At 68.4% G+C, this 22,039-nt stretch carries 21 protein-coding genes; 1 reads left to right on the forward strand and 20 read right to left on the reverse strand.

Annotated features, from left to right (window positions below):
* Window positions 1-79: 79 nt before the first annotated feature.
* On the forward strand, window positions 80-1,351 hold the full coding sequence (locus ACYVO6_RS04465) for a glycoside hydrolase family 18 protein (protein WP_461057431.1): 1,272 nt from the start codon (window positions 80-82) through the stop codon (window positions 1,349-1,351).
* Window positions 1,352-1,425: 74 nt separating this feature from the next.
* Here the strand turns inward: ACYVO6_RS04465 and ACYVO6_RS04470 are convergent, their stop codons facing one another.
* From ACYVO6_RS04470 to thrB, 20 genes are all read right to left on the reverse strand, one after another.
* Window positions 1,426-1,872 carry a DUF2550 domain-containing protein gene (locus ACYVO6_RS04470; protein ID WP_461057433.1) on the reverse strand — a complete coding sequence of 149 codons (447 nt, stop codon included), beginning with the start codon at window positions 1,870-1,872 and terminating at the stop codon, window positions 1,426-1,428.
* Window positions 1,873-2,001: 129 nt separating this feature from the next.
* A complete protein-coding gene (locus ACYVO6_RS04475; protein WP_461057435.1) occupies window positions 2,002-2,376 on the reverse strand; it encodes a F0F1 ATP synthase subunit epsilon in 375 nt (124 codons plus the stop codon).
* A 234-nt stretch (window positions 2,377-2,610) separates the two neighbouring features.
* Window positions 2,611-4,047 (reverse strand): F0F1 ATP synthase subunit beta, encoded by a 1,437-nt coding sequence (gene atpD / locus ACYVO6_RS04480; protein WP_461057437.1) that lies wholly within the window; start codon window positions 4,045-4,047, stop codon window positions 2,611-2,613.
* Window positions 4,047-4,964 (reverse strand): F0F1 ATP synthase subunit gamma, encoded by a 918-nt coding sequence (locus ACYVO6_RS04485; protein ID WP_461057439.1) that lies wholly within the window; start codon window positions 4,962-4,964, stop codon window positions 4,047-4,049. Before ACYVO6_RS04485 ends, atpD begins: the two co-directional genes overlap by 1 nt.
* Window positions 4,965-4,984: 20 nt before the next feature.
* A complete protein-coding gene (gene atpA, locus ACYVO6_RS04490; RefSeq protein ID WP_461057441.1) occupies window positions 4,985-6,577 on the reverse strand; it encodes a F0F1 ATP synthase subunit alpha in 1,593 nt (530 codons plus the stop codon).
* Between the two features lie 131 nt (window positions 6,578-6,708).
* A complete protein-coding gene (locus ACYVO6_RS04495; RefSeq protein WP_461057443.1) occupies window positions 6,709-7,530 on the reverse strand; it encodes a F0F1 ATP synthase subunit delta in 822 nt (273 codons plus the stop codon).
* Window positions 7,527-8,075 carry a F0F1 ATP synthase subunit B gene (locus ACYVO6_RS04500; RefSeq protein ID WP_461057445.1) on the reverse strand — a complete coding sequence of 183 codons (549 nt, stop codon included), beginning with the start codon at window positions 8,073-8,075 and terminating at the stop codon, window positions 7,527-7,529. The genes ACYVO6_RS04495 and ACYVO6_RS04500 overlap by 4 nt, the downstream gene beginning before the upstream one ends.
* A 41-nt stretch (window positions 8,076-8,116) precedes the next feature.
* Window positions 8,117-8,350 carry an ATP synthase F0 subunit C gene (gene atpE, locus ACYVO6_RS04505; RefSeq protein WP_461057447.1) on the reverse strand — a complete coding sequence of 78 codons (234 nt, stop codon included), beginning with the start codon at window positions 8,348-8,350 and terminating at the stop codon, window positions 8,117-8,119.
* A 75-nt stretch (window positions 8,351-8,425) separates the two neighbouring features.
* Window positions 8,426-9,196 carry a F0F1 ATP synthase subunit A gene (gene atpB, locus ACYVO6_RS04510; protein WP_461057498.1) on the reverse strand — a complete coding sequence of 257 codons (771 nt, stop codon included), beginning with the start codon at window positions 9,194-9,196 and terminating at the stop codon, window positions 8,426-8,428.
* A 273-nt stretch (window positions 9,197-9,469) separates the two neighbouring features.
* Window positions 9,470-9,907 carry a hypothetical protein gene (locus tag ACYVO6_RS04515; protein WP_461057449.1) on the reverse strand — a complete coding sequence of 146 codons (438 nt, stop codon included), beginning with the start codon at window positions 9,905-9,907 and terminating at the stop codon, window positions 9,470-9,472.
* A gap of 258 nt (window positions 9,908-10,165) precedes the next feature.
* A complete protein-coding gene (locus ACYVO6_RS04520) occupies window positions 10,166-11,557 on the reverse strand; it encodes an MraY family glycosyltransferase (protein ID WP_461057451.1) in 1,392 nt (463 codons plus the stop codon).
* Window positions 11,558-11,686: 129 nt separating this feature from the next.
* Entirely contained in the window at window positions 11,687-12,937 is a 1,251-nt protein-coding gene (locus ACYVO6_RS04525; protein ID WP_461057454.1) for a serine hydroxymethyltransferase, read from the reverse strand.
* Between the two features lie 266 nt (window positions 12,938-13,203).
* Entirely contained in the window at window positions 13,204-13,875 is a 672-nt protein-coding gene (locus ACYVO6_RS04530) for an arsenate reductase/protein-tyrosine-phosphatase family protein (protein WP_033323856.1), read from the reverse strand.
* Window positions 13,872-14,519: an L-threonylcarbamoyladenylate synthase gene (locus ACYVO6_RS04535; RefSeq protein ID WP_386354011.1), complete on the reverse strand. Its 648-nt coding sequence runs from the start codon at window positions 14,517-14,519 to the stop codon at window positions 13,872-13,874. Before ACYVO6_RS04535 ends, ACYVO6_RS04530 begins: the two co-directional genes overlap by 4 nt.
* Window positions 14,520-14,599: 80 nt before the next feature.
* Window positions 14,600-15,439, reverse strand: a complete 840-nt coding sequence (gene prmC, locus ACYVO6_RS04540) for a peptide chain release factor N(5)-glutamine methyltransferase (RefSeq protein WP_461057457.1) — start codon at window positions 15,437-15,439, stop codon at window positions 14,600-14,602.
* An 88-nt stretch (window positions 15,440-15,527) separates the two neighbouring features.
* Window positions 15,528-16,604: a peptide chain release factor 1 gene (gene prfA, locus ACYVO6_RS04545; RefSeq protein ID WP_461057459.1), complete on the reverse strand. Its 1,077-nt coding sequence runs from the start codon at window positions 16,602-16,604 to the stop codon at window positions 15,528-15,530.
* A gap of 104 nt (window positions 16,605-16,708) precedes the next feature.
* Window positions 16,709-16,930: a 50S ribosomal protein L31 gene (gene rpmE / locus ACYVO6_RS04550; RefSeq protein WP_151478101.1), complete on the reverse strand. Its 222-nt coding sequence runs from the start codon at window positions 16,928-16,930 to the stop codon at window positions 16,709-16,711.
* 194 nt (window positions 16,931-17,124) lie between these two features.
* Window positions 17,125-18,264 carry an LCP family protein gene (locus ACYVO6_RS04555; protein ID WP_461057461.1) on the reverse strand — a complete coding sequence of 380 codons (1,140 nt, stop codon included), beginning with the start codon at window positions 18,262-18,264 and terminating at the stop codon, window positions 17,125-17,127.
* Between the two features lie 369 nt (window positions 18,265-18,633).
* Window positions 18,634-20,688, reverse strand: a complete 2,055-nt coding sequence (gene rho / locus ACYVO6_RS04560) for a transcription termination factor Rho (protein WP_461057463.1) — start codon at window positions 20,686-20,688, stop codon at window positions 18,634-18,636.
* Window positions 20,689-21,075: 387 nt separating this feature from the next.
* Window positions 21,076-21,993 (reverse strand): homoserine kinase, encoded by a 918-nt coding sequence (gene thrB, locus ACYVO6_RS04565; RefSeq protein WP_461057465.1) that lies wholly within the window; start codon window positions 21,991-21,993, stop codon window positions 21,076-21,078.
* Window positions 21,994-22,039: the final 46 nt, after the last annotated feature.

Consider the following 22,039-nt stretch of genomic DNA (forward strand, 5'->3'; position numbering starts at 1 on the left):
TATGGTCCAGACCTTTCTATTGTCCAGCGCACCCCCTCACACCGCCCTCATCTCCCTCACCTCCCCGAGGAGTCCCTGGATGCGCTTCGGCCTCAGAGTCAGACACAGAGCCGTGGCAGGGTTCGCCACCCTGCTGCTCCCGCTCGCCGCCCTGGTCGGCCTCGCCGGCCCCGCCCAGCCCGCCACTCCGAGCTCCGTCCCGGACGCCGTGGACATCGCGACCGCTCCGCCCCCGGCCCAGAAGGTCAAGCTCGGTTACTTCATCGAGTGGGGCGTCTACGGCCGCAACTACAACGTCAGGAACCTGGTGACCTCCGGCTCCGCCGCGAAGGTCACGCACATCAACTACGCCTTCGGAAACGTCGTCGACGGCAAGTGCGCGATCGGCGACTCATGGGCCGACTACGAAATGCCGATCACCGCCGGCAATTCGGTGAGCGGCAAGGCCGACGCCGCGGATCAGCCGCTCAAGGGCAACTTCAACCAGCTGCGCCAGCTGAAGGCCAAGTACCCGCACATCAAGATCCTCTGGTCCTTCGGCGGCTGGAGCTGGTCCGGCGGCTTCACCCAGGCGGCCAAGGACCCGGCGGCCTTCGCCCAGTCCTGCCATGACCTGGTCGAGGACCCGCGCTGGGCTGATGTCTTCGACGGCATCGACATCGACTGGGAGTACCCGAACGCCTGCGGTCTGACCTGCGACACCAGCGACGCCACGGCCTACGCGGACATGATGCGGGCCCTGCGCACCGAGTTCGGCTCGAAGTACCTGGTCACCGCCGCCGTCACGGCCGACGCCTCCCCCGGCGGCAAGATCGAGGCCGCCGACTACGCGGGCGCCGCGCGGTACCTCAACTGGTACAACGTGATGACGTACGACTTCTTCGGCGCCTGGGCGGCGAACGGCCCCACCGCCCCGCACTCCGCGCTCACCCCCTACAACGGCATTCCGCAGAAGGGCTTCACCAGCGCCGAGGCCATCGCCAAGTACAAGTCGCTCGGCGTGCCCGCGAAGAAGCTGCTGCTCGGCATCGGCTTCTACGGCCGCGGCTGGACGGGCGTCACACAGTCCGCGCCGGGCGGTACGGCGACGGGGGCGGCCCCGGGCACGTACGAGGCGGGCTTCGAGGACTACAAGGTCCTCAAGACGTCCTGCCCGGCCACCGGCACGGCCGGCGGCACGGCATACGCGCACTGCGGCAGCGACTGGTGGTCCTACGACACCCCGGCGACGATCCTCGGGAAGATGAGCTGGGCCAAGAAGCAGGGCCTGGGCGGCGCGTTCTTCTGGGAGTTCAGCGGTGACACCAGCAACGGCGAGCTGGTGAAGGCGATCAACAACGGCCTCAGGTAACTACTAGGCCATATTGACGCTCCCCCAGACTTCGTCCGGGGGGGGACCCCCAACCAACGAGTAGATGTGACCTTTCAGGCCACATTTACTCGTTGACCGGGCGGAGCCGCCTCCAGCCACGCGAGAAAGCCGGTCAGCGCGTCCTCGCTCATCGCCAGCTCGAGGCGCGTACCCCGGTGGAGACAGGCGAGCACGATCGCGTCGGAGAGCAGTGCCAGCTCCTCCTCGCCCTCGGGGGCGCGGCGGCCTGCCACCTCGATCGCCGAGCGCTCCAGGATGCGGCGCGGGCGAGGGGCGTACGAGAAGACGCGGAACCATTCGATGCGGTCGCCGCTGTAGCGGGCGATGCCGTAGCCCCAGCCTTTGCCGCTGGTGTCGCTCTTCTCGGGGGTGTTCCAGCGGAGGCTGCAGTCGAAGGTGCCGCCGGAGCGCTGGATCACTCTGCGGCGCACGCCGAAAGCGAAGAGTCCGGCGGCCACCAGAAGGATTACCAAGCCGCACACAGTCAGAGCGAGGACCATCGACACCGACCTCCTCGTCTCCTAGGTAACGGAAAGGGAAAAAGCACCCGCATTGCCGCAGCCGCGACCCGGTCCGGAGAAGGCTCCGGTCCTGGCCGCGGCTGAGTCATGTCCAGTGGCGCGCTGGGTTCAGCGTGCCGCCACCGCTCGCAGTCGGACGTCCGCGCGACGCTCGGCGGACGCGTCGGCGTCCGACTTCGCGCGCTCGAGCGCCCGCTCCGCACGCTGGATGTCGATCTCGTCCGACAACTCGGCGATCTCGGCCAGCAGCGACAGCTTGTTGTCCGCGAACGAGATGAAACCGCCGTGCACCGCAGCGACGACCGTTCCACCATCACTCGTACGGATGGTCACCGGGCCCGACTCCAGCACACCGAGCAGCGGCTGGTGACCGGGCATGACGCCGATGTCGCCGGACGTGGTACGCGCGACGACCAGGGTGGCCTCGCCGGACCAGACACTGCGGTCCGCGGCGACGAGCTCGACATGCAGCTCAGCAGCCAAGGTGGGCTCCTCGGGTCACCACCCGGCGGTTGCTGCCGGGTGTTGGAAGTAAGTCTAGTAGGGCTCCGCTTGTCACAAGTGCCGGGCCCCGACCCAGCACTCGGCTGGGGGTCCGGGGGCCGCGCGGCGGTAGCCGCACATTGATACAGCCCCCGGGAAATGCTGCGTAGGCGTACGAAGGAGGGCGGGACGCACCCGCGAGAGCGGCCCCGCCCCCCTTCATGAACACGAGGTTCAGGAGACGCCGAGCTCCTTGGCCTTGGCCTTGAGGTCCTCCAGGCCACCGCACATGAAGAACGCCTGCTCCGGGAAGTGGTCGTACTCACCGTCGCAGATCGAGTTGAACGCGGCGATCGACTCGTCGAGCGGCACGTCCGAACCGTCCAGGCCGGTGAACTGCTTGGCGGCGTGGGTGTTCTGCGACAGGAAGCGCTCCACGCGACGGGCACGGTGGACGACGAGCTTGTCCTCCTCGCCGAGCTCGTCGATACCGAGGATCGCGATGATGTCCTGGAGGTCCTTGTTCTTCTGCAGGACCGTCTTGACGCGCATGGCGCAGTCGTAGTGCTCCTGCGAGATGTAACGCGGGTCCAGGATGCGGGACGTGGAGTCCAGCGGGTCCACGGCCGGGTAGATGCCCTTCTCGGAGATCGGACGGGAGAGCACCGTCGTCGCGTCGAGGTGGGCGAAGGTGGTGGCCGGGGCCGGGTCGGTCAGGTCGTCCGCGGGGACGTAGATCGCCTGCATCGAGGTGATCGAGTGACCACGCGTCGAGGTGATGCGCTCCTGGAGCTGACCCATCTCGTCCGCGAGGTTGGGCTGGTAGCCCACCGCGGACGGCATACGGCCGAGCAGGGTCGACACCTCGGAACCGGCCTGGGTGAAGCGGAAGATGTTGTCGATGAAGAACAGCACGTCCTGCTTCTGCACATCGCGGAAGTACTCCGCCATGGTCAGACCGGCCAGGGCCACGCGGAGCCGGGTGCCCGGGGGCTCGTCCATCTGACCGAAGACCAGCGCGGTCTTGTCCAGTACGCCGGACTCGGTCATCTCGTCGATGAGGTCGTTGCCCTCACGGGTGCGCTCACCGACGCCGGCGAAGACGGAAACGCCCTCGTGCAGCTTGGCCACACGCATGATCATTTCCTGGATCAGCACGGTCTTGCCGACACCGGCACCACCGAACAGACCGATCTTGCCGCCTCGGACGTACGGGGTGAGAAGGTCGACGACCTTCAGGCCCGTCTCGAACATCTCGGTCTTCGACTCGAGCTGGTCGAAGGCCGGGGCCTTGCGGTGGATCGGCCAGCGCTCGCCCTTGAAGGTCTCGTCGACGTTCAGCACCTCACCGAGGGTGTTGAACACCTTGCCCTTGGTGAAGTCGCCGACCGGGACGGTGATGCCCGTGCCGGTGTCGGTGACCGGGGCCTGGCGGACCAGACCGTCGGTGGGCTGCATGGAGATCGTACGGACCAGTCCGTCACCCAGGTGCTGGGCGACCTCCAGGGTCAGGATCTTCTTCTCGCCGGCCTGGGCCGGGTCGGCCACCTCGACGTGGAGGGCGTTGTAGATCTCCGGCATGGCGTCGACGGGGAACTCCACGTCGACGACCGGGCCGATCACCCGGGCGACGCGGCCCGTGGCAACGGCCGTCTCAACTGTCGTCGTCATTACTTGTCACTCCCCGCGGTCGCGTCGGCCAGGGCGCTGGCGCCACCGACGATCTCGCTGATTTCCTGGGTGATGTCGGCCTGGCGGGCCGCGTTGGCAAGCCGGGTGAGGTTCTCGATGAGATCCCCGGCGTTGTCGGTCGCCGACTTCATCGCGCGGCGCGTGGCGGCGTGCTTGGAGGCAGCCGACTGGAGCAGCGCGTTGTAGATACGGCTCTCGACGTAGCGCGGCAGCAGGGCGTCGAGGACGTCCTCCGCCGACGGCTCGAAGTCGTACAGCGGAAGGATCTCGCCCTTGGTGTGCGACTCCCCCGCCACCTCTTCGAGGCTGAGCGGCAGCAGGCGGCTGTCGACCGCCGTCTGCGTCATCATCGAGACGAACTCGGTGTAGACGATGTGGAGTTCGTCCACGCCGCCGTCCGCCGTCTCCTTCTCGATGGCCTCGATCAACGGGGCCGCGACCTTCTTGGCGTCCCCGTACGAGGGCGCGTCGGTGAAGCCGGTCCACTGCTCCGAGATCTTGCGCTCACGGAAGTTGTAGTGGGCGACACCGCGGCGGCCGACGATGTACACGTCGACCTCCTTGCCCTCGCGCTCGAGACGGGCGGTCAGCTGCTCCGCCGCCTTGATGGCGTTGGAGTTGAAGGCGCCGGCCAGGCCGCGGTCGCTCGTGAGGAGCAGTACCGCGGCGCGGGTCGGGTTCTCCGCCTCCGTGGTCAGCGGGTGCTTGGTGTTAGAGCCGGTGCCGACCGCCGTGACCGCGCGCGTGAGCTCGGTCGCGTACGGCGTGGAGGCCGCCACCTTGCGCTGCGCCTTGACGACGCGCGAGGCGGCGATCATCTCCATCGCCTTGGTGATCTTCTTGGTCGCGGTGACGGATTTGATGCGACGCTTGTAGACCCGGAGCTGGGCTCCCATGAGTCAGGTCCCTTCCGTCGTCACTTGCCCGCAGCGGCAGGGGTTTCCTCGCCGAGCAGCTTGCCGTCCGAGGTCTCGAACTGCTTCTTGAACTCCGCGACGGCGTCACTCATGGCCGTGATCGTGTCGTCCGACATCTTGCCGCCCTCCTTGATGGAGGTGAGCAGGCCCTGCTCCTTGCGGTGCAGGTACTCGAGCAGCTCCTTCTCGAAGCGGCGGATGTCGGCGACCGGCACCTCGTCCATCCTGCCGGTCGTGCCGGCCCAGATGGAGACGACCTGGTCCTCGGTGGACATCGGCTGGTACTGCGGCTGCTTGAGCAGCTCGACCATCCGCTGACCACGCTCCAGCTGCGCCTTCGACGCGGAGTCCAGGTCGGAACCGAAGGCGGCGAAGGCCTCCAGCTCACGGAACTGGGCGAGGTCGACGCGGAGCCGGCCGGAGACCTGGCGGATCGCCTTGTGCTGGGCGGAGCCACCGACTCGGGAGACGGAGATACCGACGTTCAGCGCGGGGCGCTGACCGGCGTTGAACAGGTCCGACTCCAGGAAGCACTGGCCGTCGGTGATGGAGATGACGTTGGTCGGGATGAACGCCGAGACGTCGTTGGCCTTCGTCTCGACGATCGGCAGACCGGTCATCGAGCCCTTGCCCATGTCGTCGGAGAGCTTCGCGCAGCGCTCCAGCAGACGGGAGTGCAGGTAGAAGACGTCACCGGGGTAGGCCTCGCGCCCCGGCGGACGGCGCAGCAGCAGGGACACGGCGCGGTAGGCGTCGGCCTGCTTCGAGAGGTCGTCGAAGACGATGAGGACGTGCTTGCCCTCGTACATCCAGTGCTGGCCGATGGCCGAACCGGTGTACGGCGCAAGGTACTTGAAGCCGGCCGGGTCGGACGCCGGGGCGGCGACGATGGTCGTGTACTCCAGGGCGCCGGCCTCTTCGAGGGCACCACGCACGGAGGCGATGGTCGAGCCCTTCTGGCCGATGGCGACGTAGATGCAGCGGACCTGCTTGTTCGGGTCGCCCGTACGCCAGTTGTCGCGCTGGTTGATGATCGTGTCGACGGCCAGGGCGGTCTTGCCGGTCTGCCGGTCGCCGATGATCAGCTGACGCTGGCCGCGGCCGATCGGGGTCATCGTGTCGACGGCCTTGTAGCCGGTCTCCATCGGCTCGTGCACCGACTTACGGACCATGACGCCCGGGGCCTGCAGCTCCAGGGCGCGGCGGCCGGACGTCTCGATCTCGCCGAGGCCGTCGATCGGGGTGCCGAGCGGGTCGACGACGCGGCCGAGGTAGCCCTCGCCCACGGCGACCGACAGGACCTCGCCGGTACGGGTGACCGGCTGGCCCTCCTCGATGCCGTTGAACTCGCCGAGGACGATGGCGCCGATCTCGCGCTCTTCCAGGTTGAGCGCGAGGCCGAGGGTGCCGTCCTCGAACTTCAGCAGTTCGTTGGCCATGGCCGAGGGGAGGCCCTCGACCTTCGCGATGCCGTCGCCGGCAAGGGTGACCGTACCGACCTCCTCGCGCGAGGCCGCGTCCGGCTTGTACGCCTGGACAAAGTTCTCCAGCGCGTCCCGGATCTCCTCCGGCCGGATCGTGAGCTCCGCCATCTGGGTTCCCTGCTCTCCTTGTTGGGCCCGAAGTTTCAACTTGGGGGTCTGGGGGCGACCCCCAGGAATCCTCTGCACGGCCCAACCAGGGCCGTAGTACTGCCTGTCTTCGTACGTGTATTGAGTTGCTGTCAGCCCGCCATGCGGCGACTGGCGTCCTCGAGCCGGTCCGCGATGGAGCCGTTGATGACCTCGTCGCCCACCTGCACCCGGATCCCTCCGACGACCTCGGGGTCGACGTCGAGATTGAGGTGCATCGGACGCCCGTAGAGCTTCGCGAGGGCGGCACCCAGGCGCTGCTTCTGCGGGTCGCTCAGCGGGACCGCCGAGGTGACGACGGCGACCATGCGGTCTCGGCGCTCGGCAGCGAGCTTGGACAGGGACTCGAGTCCCGCCTCCAGGCTACGTCCCCGCGGCGCGGTCACAAGGCGCGTGACCAACCGCTCGGTTCCGGCCTTGGCCCGGCCGCCGAGCAGGCTGCGCAGCAGCTCGGTCTTGGCGGCGGTGCCGGCGGCGCGGTTCGTCAGCGCGGCACGCAGCTCGGTGTTGGAGGAGACGATCCGGCCGAACCGGAACAGCTCGTCCTCCACCTCGTCGAGCGTGCCCGCCTGCTGGGCCGCGGTGAGGTCGGCCGTGTTGGCCAGCTCCTCGATCGCGTCCACCAGGTTGCGCGGCTGCGACCAGCGGGAGCGCACCATGCCGGACACTAGGTCGACGGTGGTCCCGCCGACCTGGCCGCCGAACAGCCGGCCGGCCAGCTCGGCCTTCGCCTCGCCGGGCTGAGCCGGGTCGGTGAGGACCCGACGCAGGCTGATCTCGCGGTCGAGCAGCGCGGTGACGGCGGCCAGCTCGTCGGCGAGCGCGAGTGCGTCCACGGACGTGTTGTCCGTCAGCGCGTCGAGACGCTCACGTGCGGCAGCGGTTGCCTCGCGGCTCGCTCCGTGCGCTGTCATCGAGCCGCCTCGGCCTTCTCCTCGAGCTCGTCGAGGAAGCGGTCGATGGTGCGGCTCTGCCGGGCGTGGTCCTCGAGGGACTCGCCTACGAGCTTGCCGGCCAGGTCGGTGGCGAGCTTGCCCACGTCCTGACGCAGCGCGGAGGCAGCGGCCTTGCGGTCGGCCTCGATCTGCGTGTGACCGGCGGCGACGATCTCCTCACGCTGCCGCTGGCCTTCCGCACGCATCTCGGCGATGAGCGCGGCGCCCTGCTCCTGCGCCTCCTGGCGCAGCCGCGCAGCCTCGTGCCGGGCCTCTTGGAGCTGGGCCTTGTACTGCTCCAGCACGCTCTGGGCCTCGGTCTTCATGGCGTCGGCCTCTTCGATGCCGCCTTCGATCGCCGCGCGGCGCTCTTCCAGAACCTTGTTGATGTTCGGGAGGAGCTTCTTCCAGAAGAAGAAGAACACGATGGCGAAGGCGATGGTGCCGACGAGCAGCTCGGGACCCGGCGGGATGAGCGGGTTCTGCTCCTCCTCGGCCGCCAGCTGTACCAGGTTGGCGATCACATCAGTGCCTCTCGTCGAAAGGTTTTGCTCGTCAAGGTTCGTCAGTTGTAGACGAACGGCATGACGATGCCGATGAGGGCAAGCGCCTCACAGAAGGCGAAGCCGAGGATCTGGTTGGCGCGGATCAGGCCGGCCGCCTCGGGCTGGCGGGCGAGGGCCTGGGTGCCGTTACCGAAGATGATGCCGACGCCGACGCCGGGGCCGATGGCGGCGAGGCCATAGCCGACGGAACCGATGTTGCCTTCGATAGCGGCGAGGGTCTCAAGGGCAGCCATGCTGATTCTTCTTTCTCTTTCATGGACCGGCGGGGGTTGGCCACCGGACGTTCTGGGGGCTTGGGGCGGTGCGGCTCAGTGGTGCTCGGCCAGAGCGCCCTGGATGTACGAGCAGGCCAGCAGCACGAAGACGTACGCCTGGACAGCCTGCACGAAGAGCTCGAAGAGGATCATGACCATGGTCATGACGAAGGAGACACCGGCCGCCGGGATCATCCAGCTGTTCAGCAGGTACCAGGAGGCAACGGTGAACATCACCAGCATCAGGTGGCCGGCGAACATGTTGGCGAAGAGTCGGACAGCGTGCGTGAACGGTCGCACCAGCAGGTTCGAGAAGAACTCGATGACCATCACGAGCGGCAGAACCGCGCCCAGCGACTTGTCGTAGCCGGTGACGTTCTTGAAGAAGCCGACGAAGCCGTGGCGCTTGAACGTCAGCGAGACCCAGACGATCCAGACGATGGCGGCCAACACCATCGGGAACGCGATGATCGACGAGACCGGGAACTGGGCCAGCGGGATCACGGACCAGATGTTCATGATCCAGATGAAGAAGAACAGCGAGACCATCAAGGGGACGTACTTCTCGCCCTCCTTCTTGCCGAGGGTCTCGTACACGATGCTGCGGCGCACGAAGTCGTACCCGGCCTCGCCAACCATCTGCAGCTTGCCCGGGACCACCTTGGCCTTGCCGAAAGCCGCGTAGAAGAAGGTGATGACGAGGCCGGTGGTGATGAGGGCGAGCAGCATCACCTTGTTGAACTCGAACCCCCCGACCGTGGCGAGCGGCTTGAAGAGGAACGAGTGCAGGCCCGGAGCCGGGAAGCCGCAGCCGTTGTCGGACATGATCCGACAGCTCCAGTCAAAGGCGAGCTGGGTCTGGTCAGCACTCACCACGGGCTCCTTCGGCGTGACGCATAGGTACGGCAACCTCGTTGTGTCGGCGCGGCGCGCAGCCGCGGTTCGGCACTGGACTGGTGTTACGGATGTGGGGGCGGCTGTGGGGCATCGAGCCTCGCGCTAGAGCAGGCGTCAGCTCGGATGCCCGCGCCCGCGATGCCGCAGTTGGCACCGGACGATAGCAGGATGTCTTACGTGCGCTTATCCCGGCCCTACCCCTCACGACGAGTGGCCCGTCTTTTCGGGCTTGTCGCCCTTCGAGGAGTCGGGTTCGACGTAGAGGATCTTGGCCTTCATCTGGGCAAGGGCCTGGCAGCCGATCCACGCGAGCGTGGCGGCGATCAGCGTGAACGCAAAGGCCTTGGGGTTGAACAGCGTCGTGTCCTTGAACGCGGCGACGAACATGAACAGCAGCAGAATCTGTGCCGTATAGAGCATCAGACCCATGGCCTGGAACAGGTGCGGAAGCGATTTGGCAGTGCGTTGCAGAACGTACAGGCCGATTCCCATGAAGAGGATCACGACCAGCGTCGCGACGACCGCCCCGACCGCTCCCTCGCCACCGGCGACCACCCCACTGACGACGGCGGCAATAGCGCCGACGACAGCCGTGGGCACGGCGGCCTGAAGGAGAATCCGGGCGTCATTGGACGGCATGGCGGCAGCTCCGCTTGCTAAGGGGGCAGGGTGTCGTCATGGACGAGCGTAGTCCCGGGTGGGGAGGGAACCTCACGCCAATGGGCCGTCGCACTGCGGCCCTTCGGCTCATCCCCGAGTCTCGTGAACCGTATCACAAACTATTTGATGAGGTCTTTACCTGCTCGGTGTGCTCGGCGTCACACATGAGAGTGAACCTGCCCGTCTGTGCACCCAGGCAGCCGAATTTGTCTGTTATAGGGGCGGTTTGTGAAAGCGTCAGTGGGACGATCCGGCCTTGCGTCGGTCCAGCACGCGCGGACGACGGCCGACAGCCGTCGCCCCGTTGACCCCTGAGACGCCCGCGGCGACCGGAGTGCGACGTTCCTCACCGGTCTCATTGGGCTCAATAGCCTCACTGAGCTCGCCGGACGCGCCACCCGCGTATGCGACCGCAGGCGCCCCCTGCACGGCCTCCCCGGCCACCTCCTCCGCGAGTCGGCCACGGCGACGGTAGCGCGGCGGCACGAAGCGCTCGGCCCAGGCCGGCGTACGCGGTGTGAACCGCGGCAGCAGGAGCAGGAGCAGACCCACCGCGCTGAGGAACACGATGCCGAGCACGATCCACATGGACGCCGAGTTCACCGAGTACGCGAGGGCTCCGAAGGCGACCAGTGCCGACCAGAAGTACATGATGAGCACGGCCCGGCTGTGCGAGTGCCCGATGTCCAGCAGGCGGTGGTGCAGATGGCCGCGGTCGGCGGCGAACGGGGACTGTCCGCGCCAGGTGCGCCGCACGATGGCGAGCACCAGGTCGGCGGCCGGTACGGCGATGATCGTCAGCGGCAGCAGCAGCGGGATGTAGACGGGCACTGTCTGGTGCACGGCCTCCTTCTCGGACCCGGCGAAGAGGTTCATCGCGTCGGGGTCGACCTGCCCGGTGATGGAGATGGCGCCGGCCGCGAGTACGAGGCCGATGAGCATCGAGCCCGAGTCGCCCATGAAGATGCGCGCCGGGTGCATGTTGTGCGGCAGGAAGCCGAGGCACATGCCGATGAGGATCGCGGAGAAAAGGGTCGCGGGGGCGGCGGACTCCAGCCCGTAGCCCACCCAGATGCGGTACGCGTACATGAAGAACGCCGCAGCCGCGATGCACACCATGCCGGCGGCGAGACCGTCGAGGCCGTCGACGAAGTTCACGGCGTTGATGGTGATGACGACGAGCGCGACGGTCAACAGCGTGCCCTGCCACTGGGTCAGCGAGACCGAGCCGACGCTCGGCACCGGCAGCCACAGAATCGTCAGACCCTGCATCACCATGACACCGGCGGCGATCATCTGGCCGCCGAGCTTGATCAGGGCGTCGAGCTCGAACTTGTCGTCCAGGACGCCGATCAGCCAGATCAGCGCAGCACCGGAGAGCAGGGCCCTGGGTTCGTTGGAGTTCTCGAAAACCTTGCTGAGGTTCGTCAGATGGTCGGCGACCAGCAGGCCTGCGCACAGTCCGAAGAACATCGCGATCCCGCCGAGCCGCGGCGTGGGTTCCCGGTGCACGTCACGTGCCCGGATCTCCGGCATGGCCCCGGCCACGATCGCGAACTTCCGCACCGGCCCGGTCAGCAGGTACGTCACCGCGGCCGTGACGAGGAGCGTCAGGAGGTATTCACGCACAGGCTTCCCCACAGGTCTCGCTGGCCATCTCAGCCCCACACCCTAGCTTTCAGCGCATACGGTTGGGGACTTCCGGGTAGAGCCGATGGTTGCACGCGTGGCTGTGTACGAGTTCGCGCATACCCAGCTCTAGTCCGGATACGGCGGAAATCTTCCGGTCAGCTCCCGCACTTCTTCACGCACCTGCCGGGCGGCCGGTTCCTCGCGCAGCGCCCGGCCGAGCAGTACCGCGATCCGGGCCATCTCCGCCTCGCCCATGCCCTGGGTGGTGACGGCGGCCGTGCCCAGGCGCAGTCCGCGCACGTCCGGGTGGGGCAGCGCGCAGGTGTCGAGGATCAGACCGGCGGCGGCAAGCCGGCCGCGGGCGGTGCGGCCGTCCACGCCGAACGGGGCCGGGTCGAAGGTCAGCAGGTGGGTGTCGGTGCCGCCCGTGGTGACGGCGAGGCCCTCGGCGTCCAGCCCCTGTGCGAGCGCCCGCGCGTTGGCGACCACCTGATGGGCGTACGCCGCGAAGGCCGGCGTCGCCGCCTCGCCGAACGCGACGGCCTTGGCGGCGATCGTGTGCATCTGGGCGCCGCCCTGGGTGAAGGGGAAGACGGCCCGGTCGACGCGCTCGGCCAGCTCCGTGCCGCACAGCAGCATGCCGCCGCGCGGTCCGCGCAGCACCTTGTGCGTGGTGGCGCAGACGACATCGGCGTACGGCACGGGGTTCGGCGCCGCTCCCCCGGCGACGAGGCCGATGGGGTGGGCGGCGTCGGCGATGAGATAGGCGCCCACCTCGTCCGCCACGTCCCTGAAGGCGGCGTAGTCGATGTGCCGCGGGTAGGAGATGGAGCCGCACACGACGGCTTTCGGGCGGTGGGTCCGGGCGAGCGCACGCACCTGTTCGTAGTCGATGAGGCCGCTCTCCGGGTCGACGCCGTAGCCGACGAAGTCGAACCAGCGGCCGGAGAAGTTGGCGGGCGAGCCGTGGGTGAGGTGGCCGCCGTGCGGGAGGCCAAGGGCGAGGACGGTATCTCCAGGCCTCAGCAGGGCGGCGTATGCGGCGAGTACGGCCGAAGACCCGGAGTGGGACTGCACGTTGGCGTGCTCGGCGCCGAAGAGGACCTTGGCGCGCTCGACGGCGAGGCGTTCGGCCACGTCGACGAGTTCGCATCCGCCGTGGTGCCGGGCGCCGGGATATCCCTCGGCGTACTTGTTCGCGAGCGGTGAGCCGAGGGCGGCCAGCACGGCGGGAGAAGTGAAGTTCTCGGCGGCGATCAGCTGAAGCGTCGTCGACTGCCGGTCCAGTTCCCCGAGGAGGATCTCGGCCAGCTCGGGATCCTGCCGGCCGAGCACATCGGCAGGCAGCAGTGCGTCAAGCGTGTGTGCGACCACCATGGTGGACTCCGGACCGGCAACCCCCTGCGGGGCGGCCTGATATCGGCGGAAAGTAAGTCCAATGTAGAACCGCGTCCCCTACTGCGCCCGCTGATACGCCCGAGCCGGTGCACCGGTCGGCGGTCAGGTGCGGGCCGGGCACCTCCTTCCACGCGCCTCTCGCACTGCTCGGCCCTGGCGGGCCTCCCAGGCATCGAGCCGCTGCGCCGCTGTGACATCAGTCGCTCCGCGACGGGCCGTCCGTCGGAGGTCGTCCCGCTACCAGGTCAAGTGCGGGCCGGTACGCCCGTCAGCGCGGTCACCACCGGATCGATCGCCTGCTGTATCTCGTCCCCCACCGAGCGGAAGAACGGCAACGGTGCCCCGTACGGGTCGTACACCTCGTCCGCCTCCACCGTCGGGGCCAGGAGCCACCCGCGTAGAGCCGCCGCGGCGCGGACCAGGGCCCGTGCGCGCGCGACCACACCGTCCTCCAAGGGAGGCAGGGTCGCCGGGTCTATGGCCTTCACCAGGCGGGTGAACTCCTTGAGGGTGAAGGTGCGCAGGCCCGCCGAGTGACCCATGGAGATGACCTGGGCCCGGTGGTCGCGGGTGGCCGTCAGGACCAGGTCCGCTCTGATGACGTGTTCGTCCAGCAGCTCCCGGCCCACGAAGCCGGAGGCATCCGCGCCGAAGTCGGCGAGGACCGCCTCCGCGTTGGCCTCCATGGGAGCGCCCTCGTGGCCCCAGGTGCCGGCGCTCTCCACGATCAGGCCGCCCCACAGCGGATCGCCGAGGCGGTCCGCCAGGGCATGGCGGGTCAGCCGCTCGGTGATCGGCGAGCGGCATACGTTGCCGGTGCTGACGTGGAGGATGCGGAAGGTGTCCCGGGGTAGCCCTGTGAAGGTCCCCGTATCGTCCCCGTTGCCTATGCCACGCCCCGCGTCAGGGGCCGTCAATTCGCCACCTCGAGGTCGGGTACCACCTTGCGCAGTTCCTCCGCCGACAGCGCGCCCGCGCGCAGCAGGACCGGCACCTTGCCGGTGACGTCGACGATGGAGGAGGGGACGTTGCCGGGGGTGGGCCCGCCGTCCAGGTAGACCGAGACGGAGTCGCCGAGCATCTCCTGCGCGGCGTCGCAGTCCTCCGGCGCCGGATGGCCGGTCAGGTTCGCGGAGGACACGGCCATGGGGCCGACCTCCGTCAGCAGCTCGATCGCCACCGGGTGCAGCGGCATGCGCACGGCGACGGTGCCACGGGTGTCCCCCAAGTCCCACTGGAGGGACGGCTGATGCTTGGCGACCAGGGTCAGCGCGCCCGGCCAGAACGCGTCGACGAGCTCCCACGCCATCTCGGAGAAGTCCGTGACGAGGCCGTGCAGCGTGTTCGGGGAGCCGATGAGGACAGGCGTGGGCATGTTGCGCCCACGGCCCTTGGCCTCCAGCAGATCGGACACGGCCTCCGAGCTGAACGCGTCGGCGCCGATGCCGTACACGGTGTCGGTGGGGAGCACGACGAGCTCGCCCCGGCGTACGGCGGACGCGGCTTCGCGCAGACCCGTAGAGCGGTCGGTCGCGTCGTTGGTGTCGTATCGCCGTGCCATTTAGCGAGCCTCCTCGTACACGTACTGCTGGCTTGAAGTCTTCGAACAAGGCGTGCCGAACGCAATGCCGCGCGCCGAGTTCACGGCATCGCCCTGCGGGCCGTGGCGAACCGCGGCCGGTTGTTGAGGTCGGGGTGGTCAGCGGCGTCGGCCCAGCCCCGCTCTTCGGTGAAGATCCACGGCACCTGCCCGCCCTGGGTGTCGGCGTGCTCGATGACGACGACACCGCCGGGCCGCAGCAGCCGGTGCGCGGTGCGCTCCAGGCCGCGGATGAGATCGAGTCCGTCCTCCCCTGAGAACAGGGCGAGTTGAGGATCGTAGTCCCGGGCCTCGGGCTGCACGTACTCCCATTCGGTGAGCGGGATGTACGGCGGGTTGGAGATGACGAGGTCCACCTGGCCGTCGAGGTCGCGGAAGGCGTCCCGGGCGTCTCCCTGGCGCAGCTCGACCCTGGACCCCTCGACGTTCTTACGCGTCCACTGGAGCGCGTCCTCGGACAGCTCCACGGCGTGTACGCGGGAGCGCGGCACCTCCTGCGCCATCGCGAGCGCGATCGCCCCGGAGCCCGTGCACAGGTCGACGATGAGCGGCTCGACGACATCCATCGCGCGTACGGCGTCTATGGCCCAGCCGACGACGGACTCGGTCTCCGGACGCGGCACGAACACCCCTGGCCCGACCTGGAGTTCCGTATAACGGAAGAAGGCCCGCCCAGTGATGTGCTGAAGCGGCTCGCGGGCCTCGCGGCGGGCGATGACCTCCCAGTAGCGGGCGTCGAAGTCGGCGTCCTTGACCGAGTGCAGCTCGCCCCGCTTCACGCCGTGCACGAAGGCGGCGAGCTCCTCCGCGTCATTGCGCGGCGAGGGCACGCCGGCATCGGCAAGCCGCTGGGTGGCCTGGGCCACTTCCGCGAGCAGCACGCTGCGGGGGTTCGGGGGCCGCCCCCCAAAATGTTGCTGCACGCTGGTCCTCCGGGCTGAGCTGTTGTCTTGTCGCTGTTGCGCGGCGTTATGCGGCGGCGAGCTTCGCGGCCGAGTCCGCGTCCACGCAGGCCTGGATCACCGCGTCGAGGTCACCGTCGAGCACCTGGTCCAAGTTGTACGCCTTGAAGCCGACGCGGTGGTCCGAGATGCGGTTCTCCGGATAGTTGTACGTTCGGATCTTCTCGGAGCGGTCGACGGTACGGACCTGGCTGCGCCGGGCGTCCGCCGCCTCCTTCTCCGCTTCCTCCTGGGCCGCCGCGAGGAGCCTGGAGCGCAGGATACGCATCGCCTGCTCCTTGTTCTGCAACTGGCTCTTCTCGTTCTGGCAGGAGGCGACGACTCCGGTGGGAATGTGCGTGATGCGCACCGCGGAGTCGGTGGTGTTGACGGACTGGCCGCCGGGGCCGGATGAGCGGTAGACGTCGATCCGCAGGTCGTTGGGGTTGATCTCGACGTCGATCTCCTCGGCCTCGGGGGTCACGAGGACACCGGCCGCGGAGGTGTGGATCCGGCCCTGGGACTCGGTCGAGGGCACGCGCTGCACGCGGTGCACCCCACCCTCGTACTTCATGCGGGCCCAGACACCCTGGCCGGGCTCGGTGGCACCCTGGCCGCCCTTGGTCTTCACGGCGACCTGGACGTCCTTGTAGCCGCCGAGCTCGGACTCGGTGGCGTCGATGATCTCGGCCTTCCAGCCGATGCGCTCCGCGTACCGCAGGTACATGCGCAGCAGGTCACCCGCGAACAGCGCGGACTCGTCGCCTCCGGCGCCGGCCTTGATCTCGAGGATGACGTCCTTGTCGTCGTTGGGGTCACGCGGGACGAGCAGCAGCCGCAGCTTCTCGGTGAGCTCCTCGCGCTGCTTCTCCAGCTCCTTGACCTCGGCCGCGAACTCCGGGTCGTCGGCGCCGAGTTCGCGGGCCGTCTCGATGTCGTCGCCGGTCTGCTTCCAGGAGCGGTACGTCGCGATGATGGGGGTCAGCTCGAAGTAGCGCTTGTTGAGCTTGCGCGCGTTCGCCTGGTCCGCGTGGACCGACGGGTCGGCGAGCCTTTTCTCAAGATCGGCGTGCTCGCCGATCAGTTCCTCGACCGCCTCGAACATCTCCGGCTCCAATGACGTACGTAAAAACAGGGGCTGCACCATCGCAAAGCGCCGGTCCCGAAGTCCCCTTTGCGGGGACAACGAGGACCGGCGCTGTGAGGTCGCTACTTCTTGGCAGCGGCAGCCTTGCCGAAGCGGGCCTCGAAGCGGGCCACACGGCCACCGGTGTCGAGGATCTTCTGCTTGCCCGTGTAGAACGGGTGGCACTCGGAGCAGACCTCAGCGCGGATGGAACCGCTCTGGATCGTGCTGCGGGTGGTGAACGACGCGCCGCAGGTGCAGCTGACCTGCGTCTCGACGTACTCGGGGTGGATGTCGCGCTTCAAGGTGTCTCCTAGTTTCGGGAGGGCACCGGGTCGCTGCCGCGGGCTGCGGAGCGTGAACCGGGGCCGACGTACCAGTCTGCCATCGACTGGCGTCATCCCCCAAAACAGGGGGGCGGGGTTGTGTATTCCCTGCGGGCCCGTTGTGGCTGGTCGCGCCCCGCGGCGGAGCCGCAAATAGACACAGCCCCGCGCCCCTATGGGGCGCCTACGACGCCCTTCGCGTCGCCCGTTGCCGTTCCCTTGGTGGCGGCCTTCGGGATGGGCCGGTCGTTCTTCAGCGCCTTCCACACCATCTCGGCCTTGGACTTGGCGACCAGGACGCGGTTGCCGTCCGCCGGGTCGTACTGGACCGGCATGGTCACCATGGTCATGTTCGAGGAGCTGATGCCCTTGAGGCCGCCCGCGAACGAGGCCAGGTCGTTGACCGAGTCGAGGTCGGAGTCGGTGGTGACGGTCTCGGTCGCGGTGTCGGCGAGGTCCCACAGCTTCTTCGGGCTGGTCAGTACGCCGATCTCCTTGACCTGCTCGACCAGCGCCTTGATGAACGCCTGCTGGAGCTGGATGCGGCCGAGATCGGAGCCGTCGCCGACGCCGTGCCGGGTGCGGACCAGGCCGAGGGCCTGCTCGCCGGTGAGCTGGTGGGTGCCGGCCTTGAGGTCCAGGTGGCTGTCGGGGTCGGATATGTCCTCGGTCGTGGTGACCTTGACGCCGCCGAGTTCGTCGATGAGCTTCTGGAAGCCGCTGAAGTCGACCTCTATGTAGTGGTCCATGCGAATGCCGGTCATCGACTCGACGGTCTTCACCGCGCAGGCGGCGCCGCCGGTGGAGTACGCGGAGTTGAACATCGCGCTGGACGCACCCTCGTGCGTGTCGCCCTCGGTGTCGGTGCACTCGGGACGCTCTACGAGGGTGTCGCGGGGTATGGAGACCACGCTGGCCTTCTTGTGGCCCTTGTAGACGTGCACGATCATCGCCGTGTCCGAGCGGGCCGAACCGTCGTCGGCGCCGCCGCCCAGCTCCTTGTTGCTGCCGGAGCGGGTGTCGGAGCCGAGTACGAGGATGTCCTGCGAGCCGTTGTCGACGTCCAGGGGTCGGTCGGTGCCGAGGGCCTGGTTGATGTCGACGCTGTTGAGGTTGCTGTTGAGCTTGAAGTACACGTAGCCGAGTCCGGTGCCGCCCAGGACCACGATGCCCGCCGCAGCCCAGGCCACGACGAGGAGGGCCTTGCCGCGCGTGCTGCGCGGCTTGCGGCGACGGCCCTTGGCGCGACGGCGCGGGCCGGTGTGGCCGGAGGCTTCCGGGGTGCCGGAATCAGGCGTGCTCTCGGCAGACATGTGCTCCTCAGTCCTCGTCCGGTCGGTTACCCCCTGTGTGCAGGGCCAGGCATGGGGCGACGGGCATGACTGGTATGTCACGACCCGTCACGTCAGACGTTGAAACCGAAAAAAGGGTTGCACGACGCACTGTGGCCAACCTGTGGGCGAATGTGAGCAAGCCATGACCAAGGAGAGCCAAGGCCGCCCGCTCACCTGCGATTTCAGGCCAGTTCTTCGTCCCGTTCACGATGGGTGGCGATCTTCACACGTGTGGCAAAGGTCTCGCGGCAGAGGTCTCGCCGGGCGCCCTTCATGGCCGTACAGGCGCAACGCAAAGGGCCGCTCCCGTCACGTGCGTGACGGGAGCGGCCCTCAGGAAAACTGACGTCAGTCGCCGTTGCCGGGCATCGGCGTCGTCTTCTGGATCTGCAGCAGGAACTCGCCGTTCGACTTCGTCTGCTTCATCTTGTCCAGGAGCAGCTCGATCGCCTGCTGCTGGTCGAGGGCGTGCAGCACCCGGCGCAGCTTCCAGACGACGCCCAACTCGTCCCCGCCGAGCAGGATTTCTTCCTTACGGGTGCTGGACGCGTCCACGTCCACCGCCGGGAAGATGCGCTTGTCGGAGAGCTTCCGGTCGAGCTTGAGCTCCATGTTGCCGGTGCCCTTGAACTCCTCGAAGATCACCTCGTCCATGCGCGAGCCGGTCTCGACAAGCGCGGTGGCCAGGATGGTCAGCGAACCGCCGTCCTCGATGTTGCGCGCGGCACCGAAGAAGCGCTTCGGCGGGTACAGCGCGGTCGAGTCGACACCACCGGACAGGATGCGGCCGGAGGCGGGGGCGGCGAGGTTGTACGCACGGCCCAGACGCGTGATCGAGTCGAGCAGTACGACCACGTCGTGGCCCAGTTCCACCAGGCGCTTGGCGCGCTCGATGGCCAGCTCCGCGACCGTGGTGTGGTCCTCGGCCGGGCGGTCGAAGGTCGAGGAGATGACCTCGCCCTTGACCGACCGCTGCATGTCGGTGACCTCTTCCGGACGCTCGTCGACCAGGACGACCATCAGGTGGCACTCGGGGCTGTTGACCGTGATCGCGTTGGCGATCGCCTGCAGGATCATGGTCTTGCCGGTCTTCGGCGGGGCCACGATCAGACCACGCTGGCCCTTGCCGATCGGCGCGACCAGGTCGATGATCCGCGTCGTCAGCACCGCCGGGTCGGTCTCCAGACGGATCCGGTCCTGCGGGTACAGCGGCGTCAGCTTGTTGAACTCCGGGCGGCCACGGCCGAGTTCGGGCGCCATGCCGTTGACGGAGTCGAGCCGAACCAGCGCGTTGAACTTCTCGCGGCGCTCGCCCTCCTTCGGCTGCCGGACCGCGCCGGTGACGTGGTCGCCCTTGCGCAGACCGTTCTTGCGGACCTGGGCGAGGGAGACGTACACGTCGTTCGGACCGGGCAGGTAGCCGGACGTACGGATGAACGCGTAGTTGTCGAGGATGTCCAGGATGCCCGCGACGGGGATCAGGACGTCGTCCTCGGCGACCTGCGGCTCGGCGATCTCGTCGCGGCCACGGCGGCCTCGGCGGTCCCGGTAGCGACCGCGACGGCCGCGACGGCCGCCCTCGAAGTCGTCATCGTCCTGCTGCTGACGGTCCTGGCGGTCCTGCCGACCGCCGCCCGGCTGCTGGCCGCGCTGCTGCTGGCCGCCGCCCTGGCCCTGCTGGTCGTCGCCCTTGCCGCGGCCGCGGTCCCGGTCCCGACCGCCTCGGTCGCCCCGGTCACGGTCCCGGCGGTCGCGGCGGCCCTGACGGCCCTCGCCGCCCTGGTCACCAGTGCGGCCGTCGCCACCCTGGTCACCGGCGTCGGCCCTGGCCTCGCCCTGGGGCTGGGCCTGGGCGGGCGTCTCGGCCTTCGGCTCGCTCTTCGCCTCAGTGGTGACCGTCTCGGGGCTGCCCGCGTCGGCGATGGCCCGGCGACGCCGGCGCTCGACGGGAGCCTCGTCACTGGCCGGCTGACCGGGGATCTCGATCTGCTGCTGGGCCACGGCCTTTTCGGCGCTCTCGGCCTTGTCCGCCTTCTTCTCGCTCTTCTCGGCGGACTTGGCGGCAGGGGGTGCGGATTCGTCCCCCGTACGAGCCTTCGAGGTGGCCCGGCGCTTCGGCTTGGTCTCGGTGGCTGCCTCGACGGTCTTCGCCGGGGCACCCCCTCCCGCCTGCGCCTCCTTGATGACCTCGATCAGCTGGCTCTTGCGCATCCGCGCGGTGCCCCTGATGTTGAGGCCGGATGCGACCTGTTGCAGCTCGGCCAGCACCATGCCCTCAAGGCCACTGCCGCGGCGCCGACGGGAGCCCGAAGCACCGGTGGCAGGCGCGGCGGAGGCGTCCGTGGCGGGCGCGGCAGCGGTCTCCTCGACACGTGCGCCCATCAGATCGGTGGTGTCGCTCACGAAGGGTCCTTCCCTGGAGCGGACGTCGGCCTGTCTGGCTCGGCGACCGGTTGTGCTGTCCGGCTTTGGTCCTGTGATGTGGACCGCGCCGGGGCGGTGGTCCGCCAAAGAGGCGGAGGGAATATTTGCTGGATGACGTTTCCGGGGCCGTGACACTGATGTGCGGTGTCGATCGGCTCGGTCACGCCGGTTCCGGAGCGTGCTCAGGACTGCTCAGCGCATAAGCACCGAATGCGTGACACAAAGCAGTTTGGGAGGCTCCCGGAAAGAGGTCTGTCCCGGACGGGGACACGAAGCACCTCGCCATGGTGGGGTCGGGTGCAGACTTGAGATTAACACTACCGGATCCAACAAACATTCCCCCTCTCCAAATCCGGCAACCGTGTGTCAGGTGGCAAGCGGCAGCACGCTCGCTCCCTGGGCATCGAGGCTCAGCCGGTTGGCCGCCCAGCCCTCGCCGGCAAGGCGGGAGACCTTGTCGGCGGTGGCTTCATCGGCCAGCGCGAGCACGGTGGGGCCCGCACCGGAGATCACGGCGGGGACTCCGTCGGCCCGCAGCCGCTCCACCAGGGCGGCGCTCTCCGGCATGGCGGGAGCGCGGTACTCCTGGTGCAGTCGGTCCTCGGTGGCGGGCAGCAGCAGCCCGGGGCGCCTGGTGAGGGCCTCTACGAGCAGTGCGGCGCGGCCCGCGTTGGTGGCGGCGTCGACGTGCGGCACAGTGCGCGGCAGCAGTCCGCGGGCGGTCTCCGTCAGCACCGGTTTCCCCGGTACGAAAACCACCGGAACGATGGAATCGGCTGGATCCATCCTGATGGCGCGTGCGGCGCCGCCCTCCATCCAGGCCAGCGTGAAACCGCCGAGCAGACAGGCCGCGACGTTGTCGGGGTGGCCCTCGATCTCGGTGGCGAGCTCGAGGAGCGCCTCGTCGTCGAGCTTCCCGTCCCCGCCGATGGTCACGGCGCGCGCGGCGACGATGCCCGCGCAGATCGCGGCGGACGAGGAGCCGAGGCCGCGGCCGTGCGGGATGCGGTTCGCGCAGACGATTTCGAGTCCGCGCGGCTGTCCGCCCAGCAGATCGAAGGCGGTACGGAGGGAACGTACGAGGAGGTGACTCTCGTCACGCGGGAGTGTCTCGCTGCCCTCACCTGCGATGTCGATGTCCAGGCCGGAGTCGGCCACCCGGACGACCACGTCGTCGTAGAGCCCCAGCGACAGGCCGAGGGCGTCGAAGCCCGGGCCGAGGTTGGCGCTGGTAGCGGGGACGCGCACCCGGACGGCGGCGGCGCGGAACGCTGGACCGGCCATCGCTCGATGACTCTCCTTGAGCTTGAGCTGCGAGATTGTCGAGATG

The organism is Streptomyces pseudoechinosporeus (assembly GCF_054783935.1).

What these genes read in the sequence shown, in the direction of transcription:
- ACYVO6_RS04465 (WP_461057431.1), top strand. Translation starts at nt 80, where the DNA reads ATGCGCTTCGGCCTCAGAGTCAGACACAGAGCCGTGGCAGGGTTCGCC.
- ACYVO6_RS04470 (WP_461057433.1), bottom strand. Translation starts at nt 1,872, where the DNA reads ATGGTCCTCGCTCTGACTGTGTGCGGCTTGGTAATCCTTCTGGTGGCC.
- atpD (WP_461057437.1), bottom strand. Translation starts at nt 4,047, where the DNA reads ATGACGACGACAGTTGAGACGGCCGTTGCCACGGGCCGCGTCGCCCGG.
- ACYVO6_RS04485 (WP_461057439.1), bottom strand. Translation starts at nt 4,964, where the DNA reads ATGGGAGCCCAGCTCCGGGTCTACAAGCGTCGCATCAAATCCGTCACC.
- atpA (WP_461057441.1), bottom strand. Translation starts at nt 6,577, where the DNA reads ATGGCGGAGCTCACGATCCGGCCGGAGGAGATCCGGGACGCGCTGGAG.
- ACYVO6_RS04495 (WP_461057443.1), bottom strand. Translation starts at nt 7,530, where the DNA reads ATGACAGCGCACGGAGCGAGCCGCGAGGCAACCGCTGCCGCACGTGAG.
- atpE (WP_461057447.1), bottom strand. Translation starts at nt 8,350, where the DNA reads ATGGCTGCCCTTGAGACCCTCGCCGCTATCGAAGGCAACATCGGTTCC.
- atpB (WP_461057498.1), bottom strand. Translation starts at nt 9,196, where the DNA reads ATGTCCGACAACGGCTGCGGCTTCCCGGCTCCGGGCCTGCACTCGTTC.
- ACYVO6_RS04515 (WP_461057449.1), bottom strand. Translation starts at nt 9,907, where the DNA reads ATGCCGTCCAATGACGCCCGGATTCTCCTTCAGGCCGCCGTGCCCACG.
- ACYVO6_RS04525 (WP_461057454.1), bottom strand. Translation starts at nt 12,937, where the DNA reads ATGGTGGTCGCACACACGCTTGACGCACTGCTGCCTGCCGATGTGCTC.
- ACYVO6_RS04535 (WP_386354011.1), bottom strand. Translation starts at nt 14,519, where the DNA reads ATGGCACGGCGATACGACACCAACGACGCGACCGACCGCTCTACGGGT.
- prfA (WP_461057459.1), bottom strand. Translation starts at nt 16,604, where the DNA reads ATGTTCGAGGCGGTCGAGGAACTGATCGGCGAGCACGCCGATCTTGAG.
- ACYVO6_RS04555 (WP_461057461.1), bottom strand. Translation starts at nt 18,264, where the DNA reads ATGTCTGCCGAGAGCACGCCTGATTCCGGCACCCCGGAAGCCTCCGGC.
- thrB (WP_461057465.1), bottom strand. Translation starts at nt 21,993, where the DNA reads ATGGCCGGTCCAGCGTTCCGCGCCGCCGCCGTCCGGGTGCGCGTCCCC.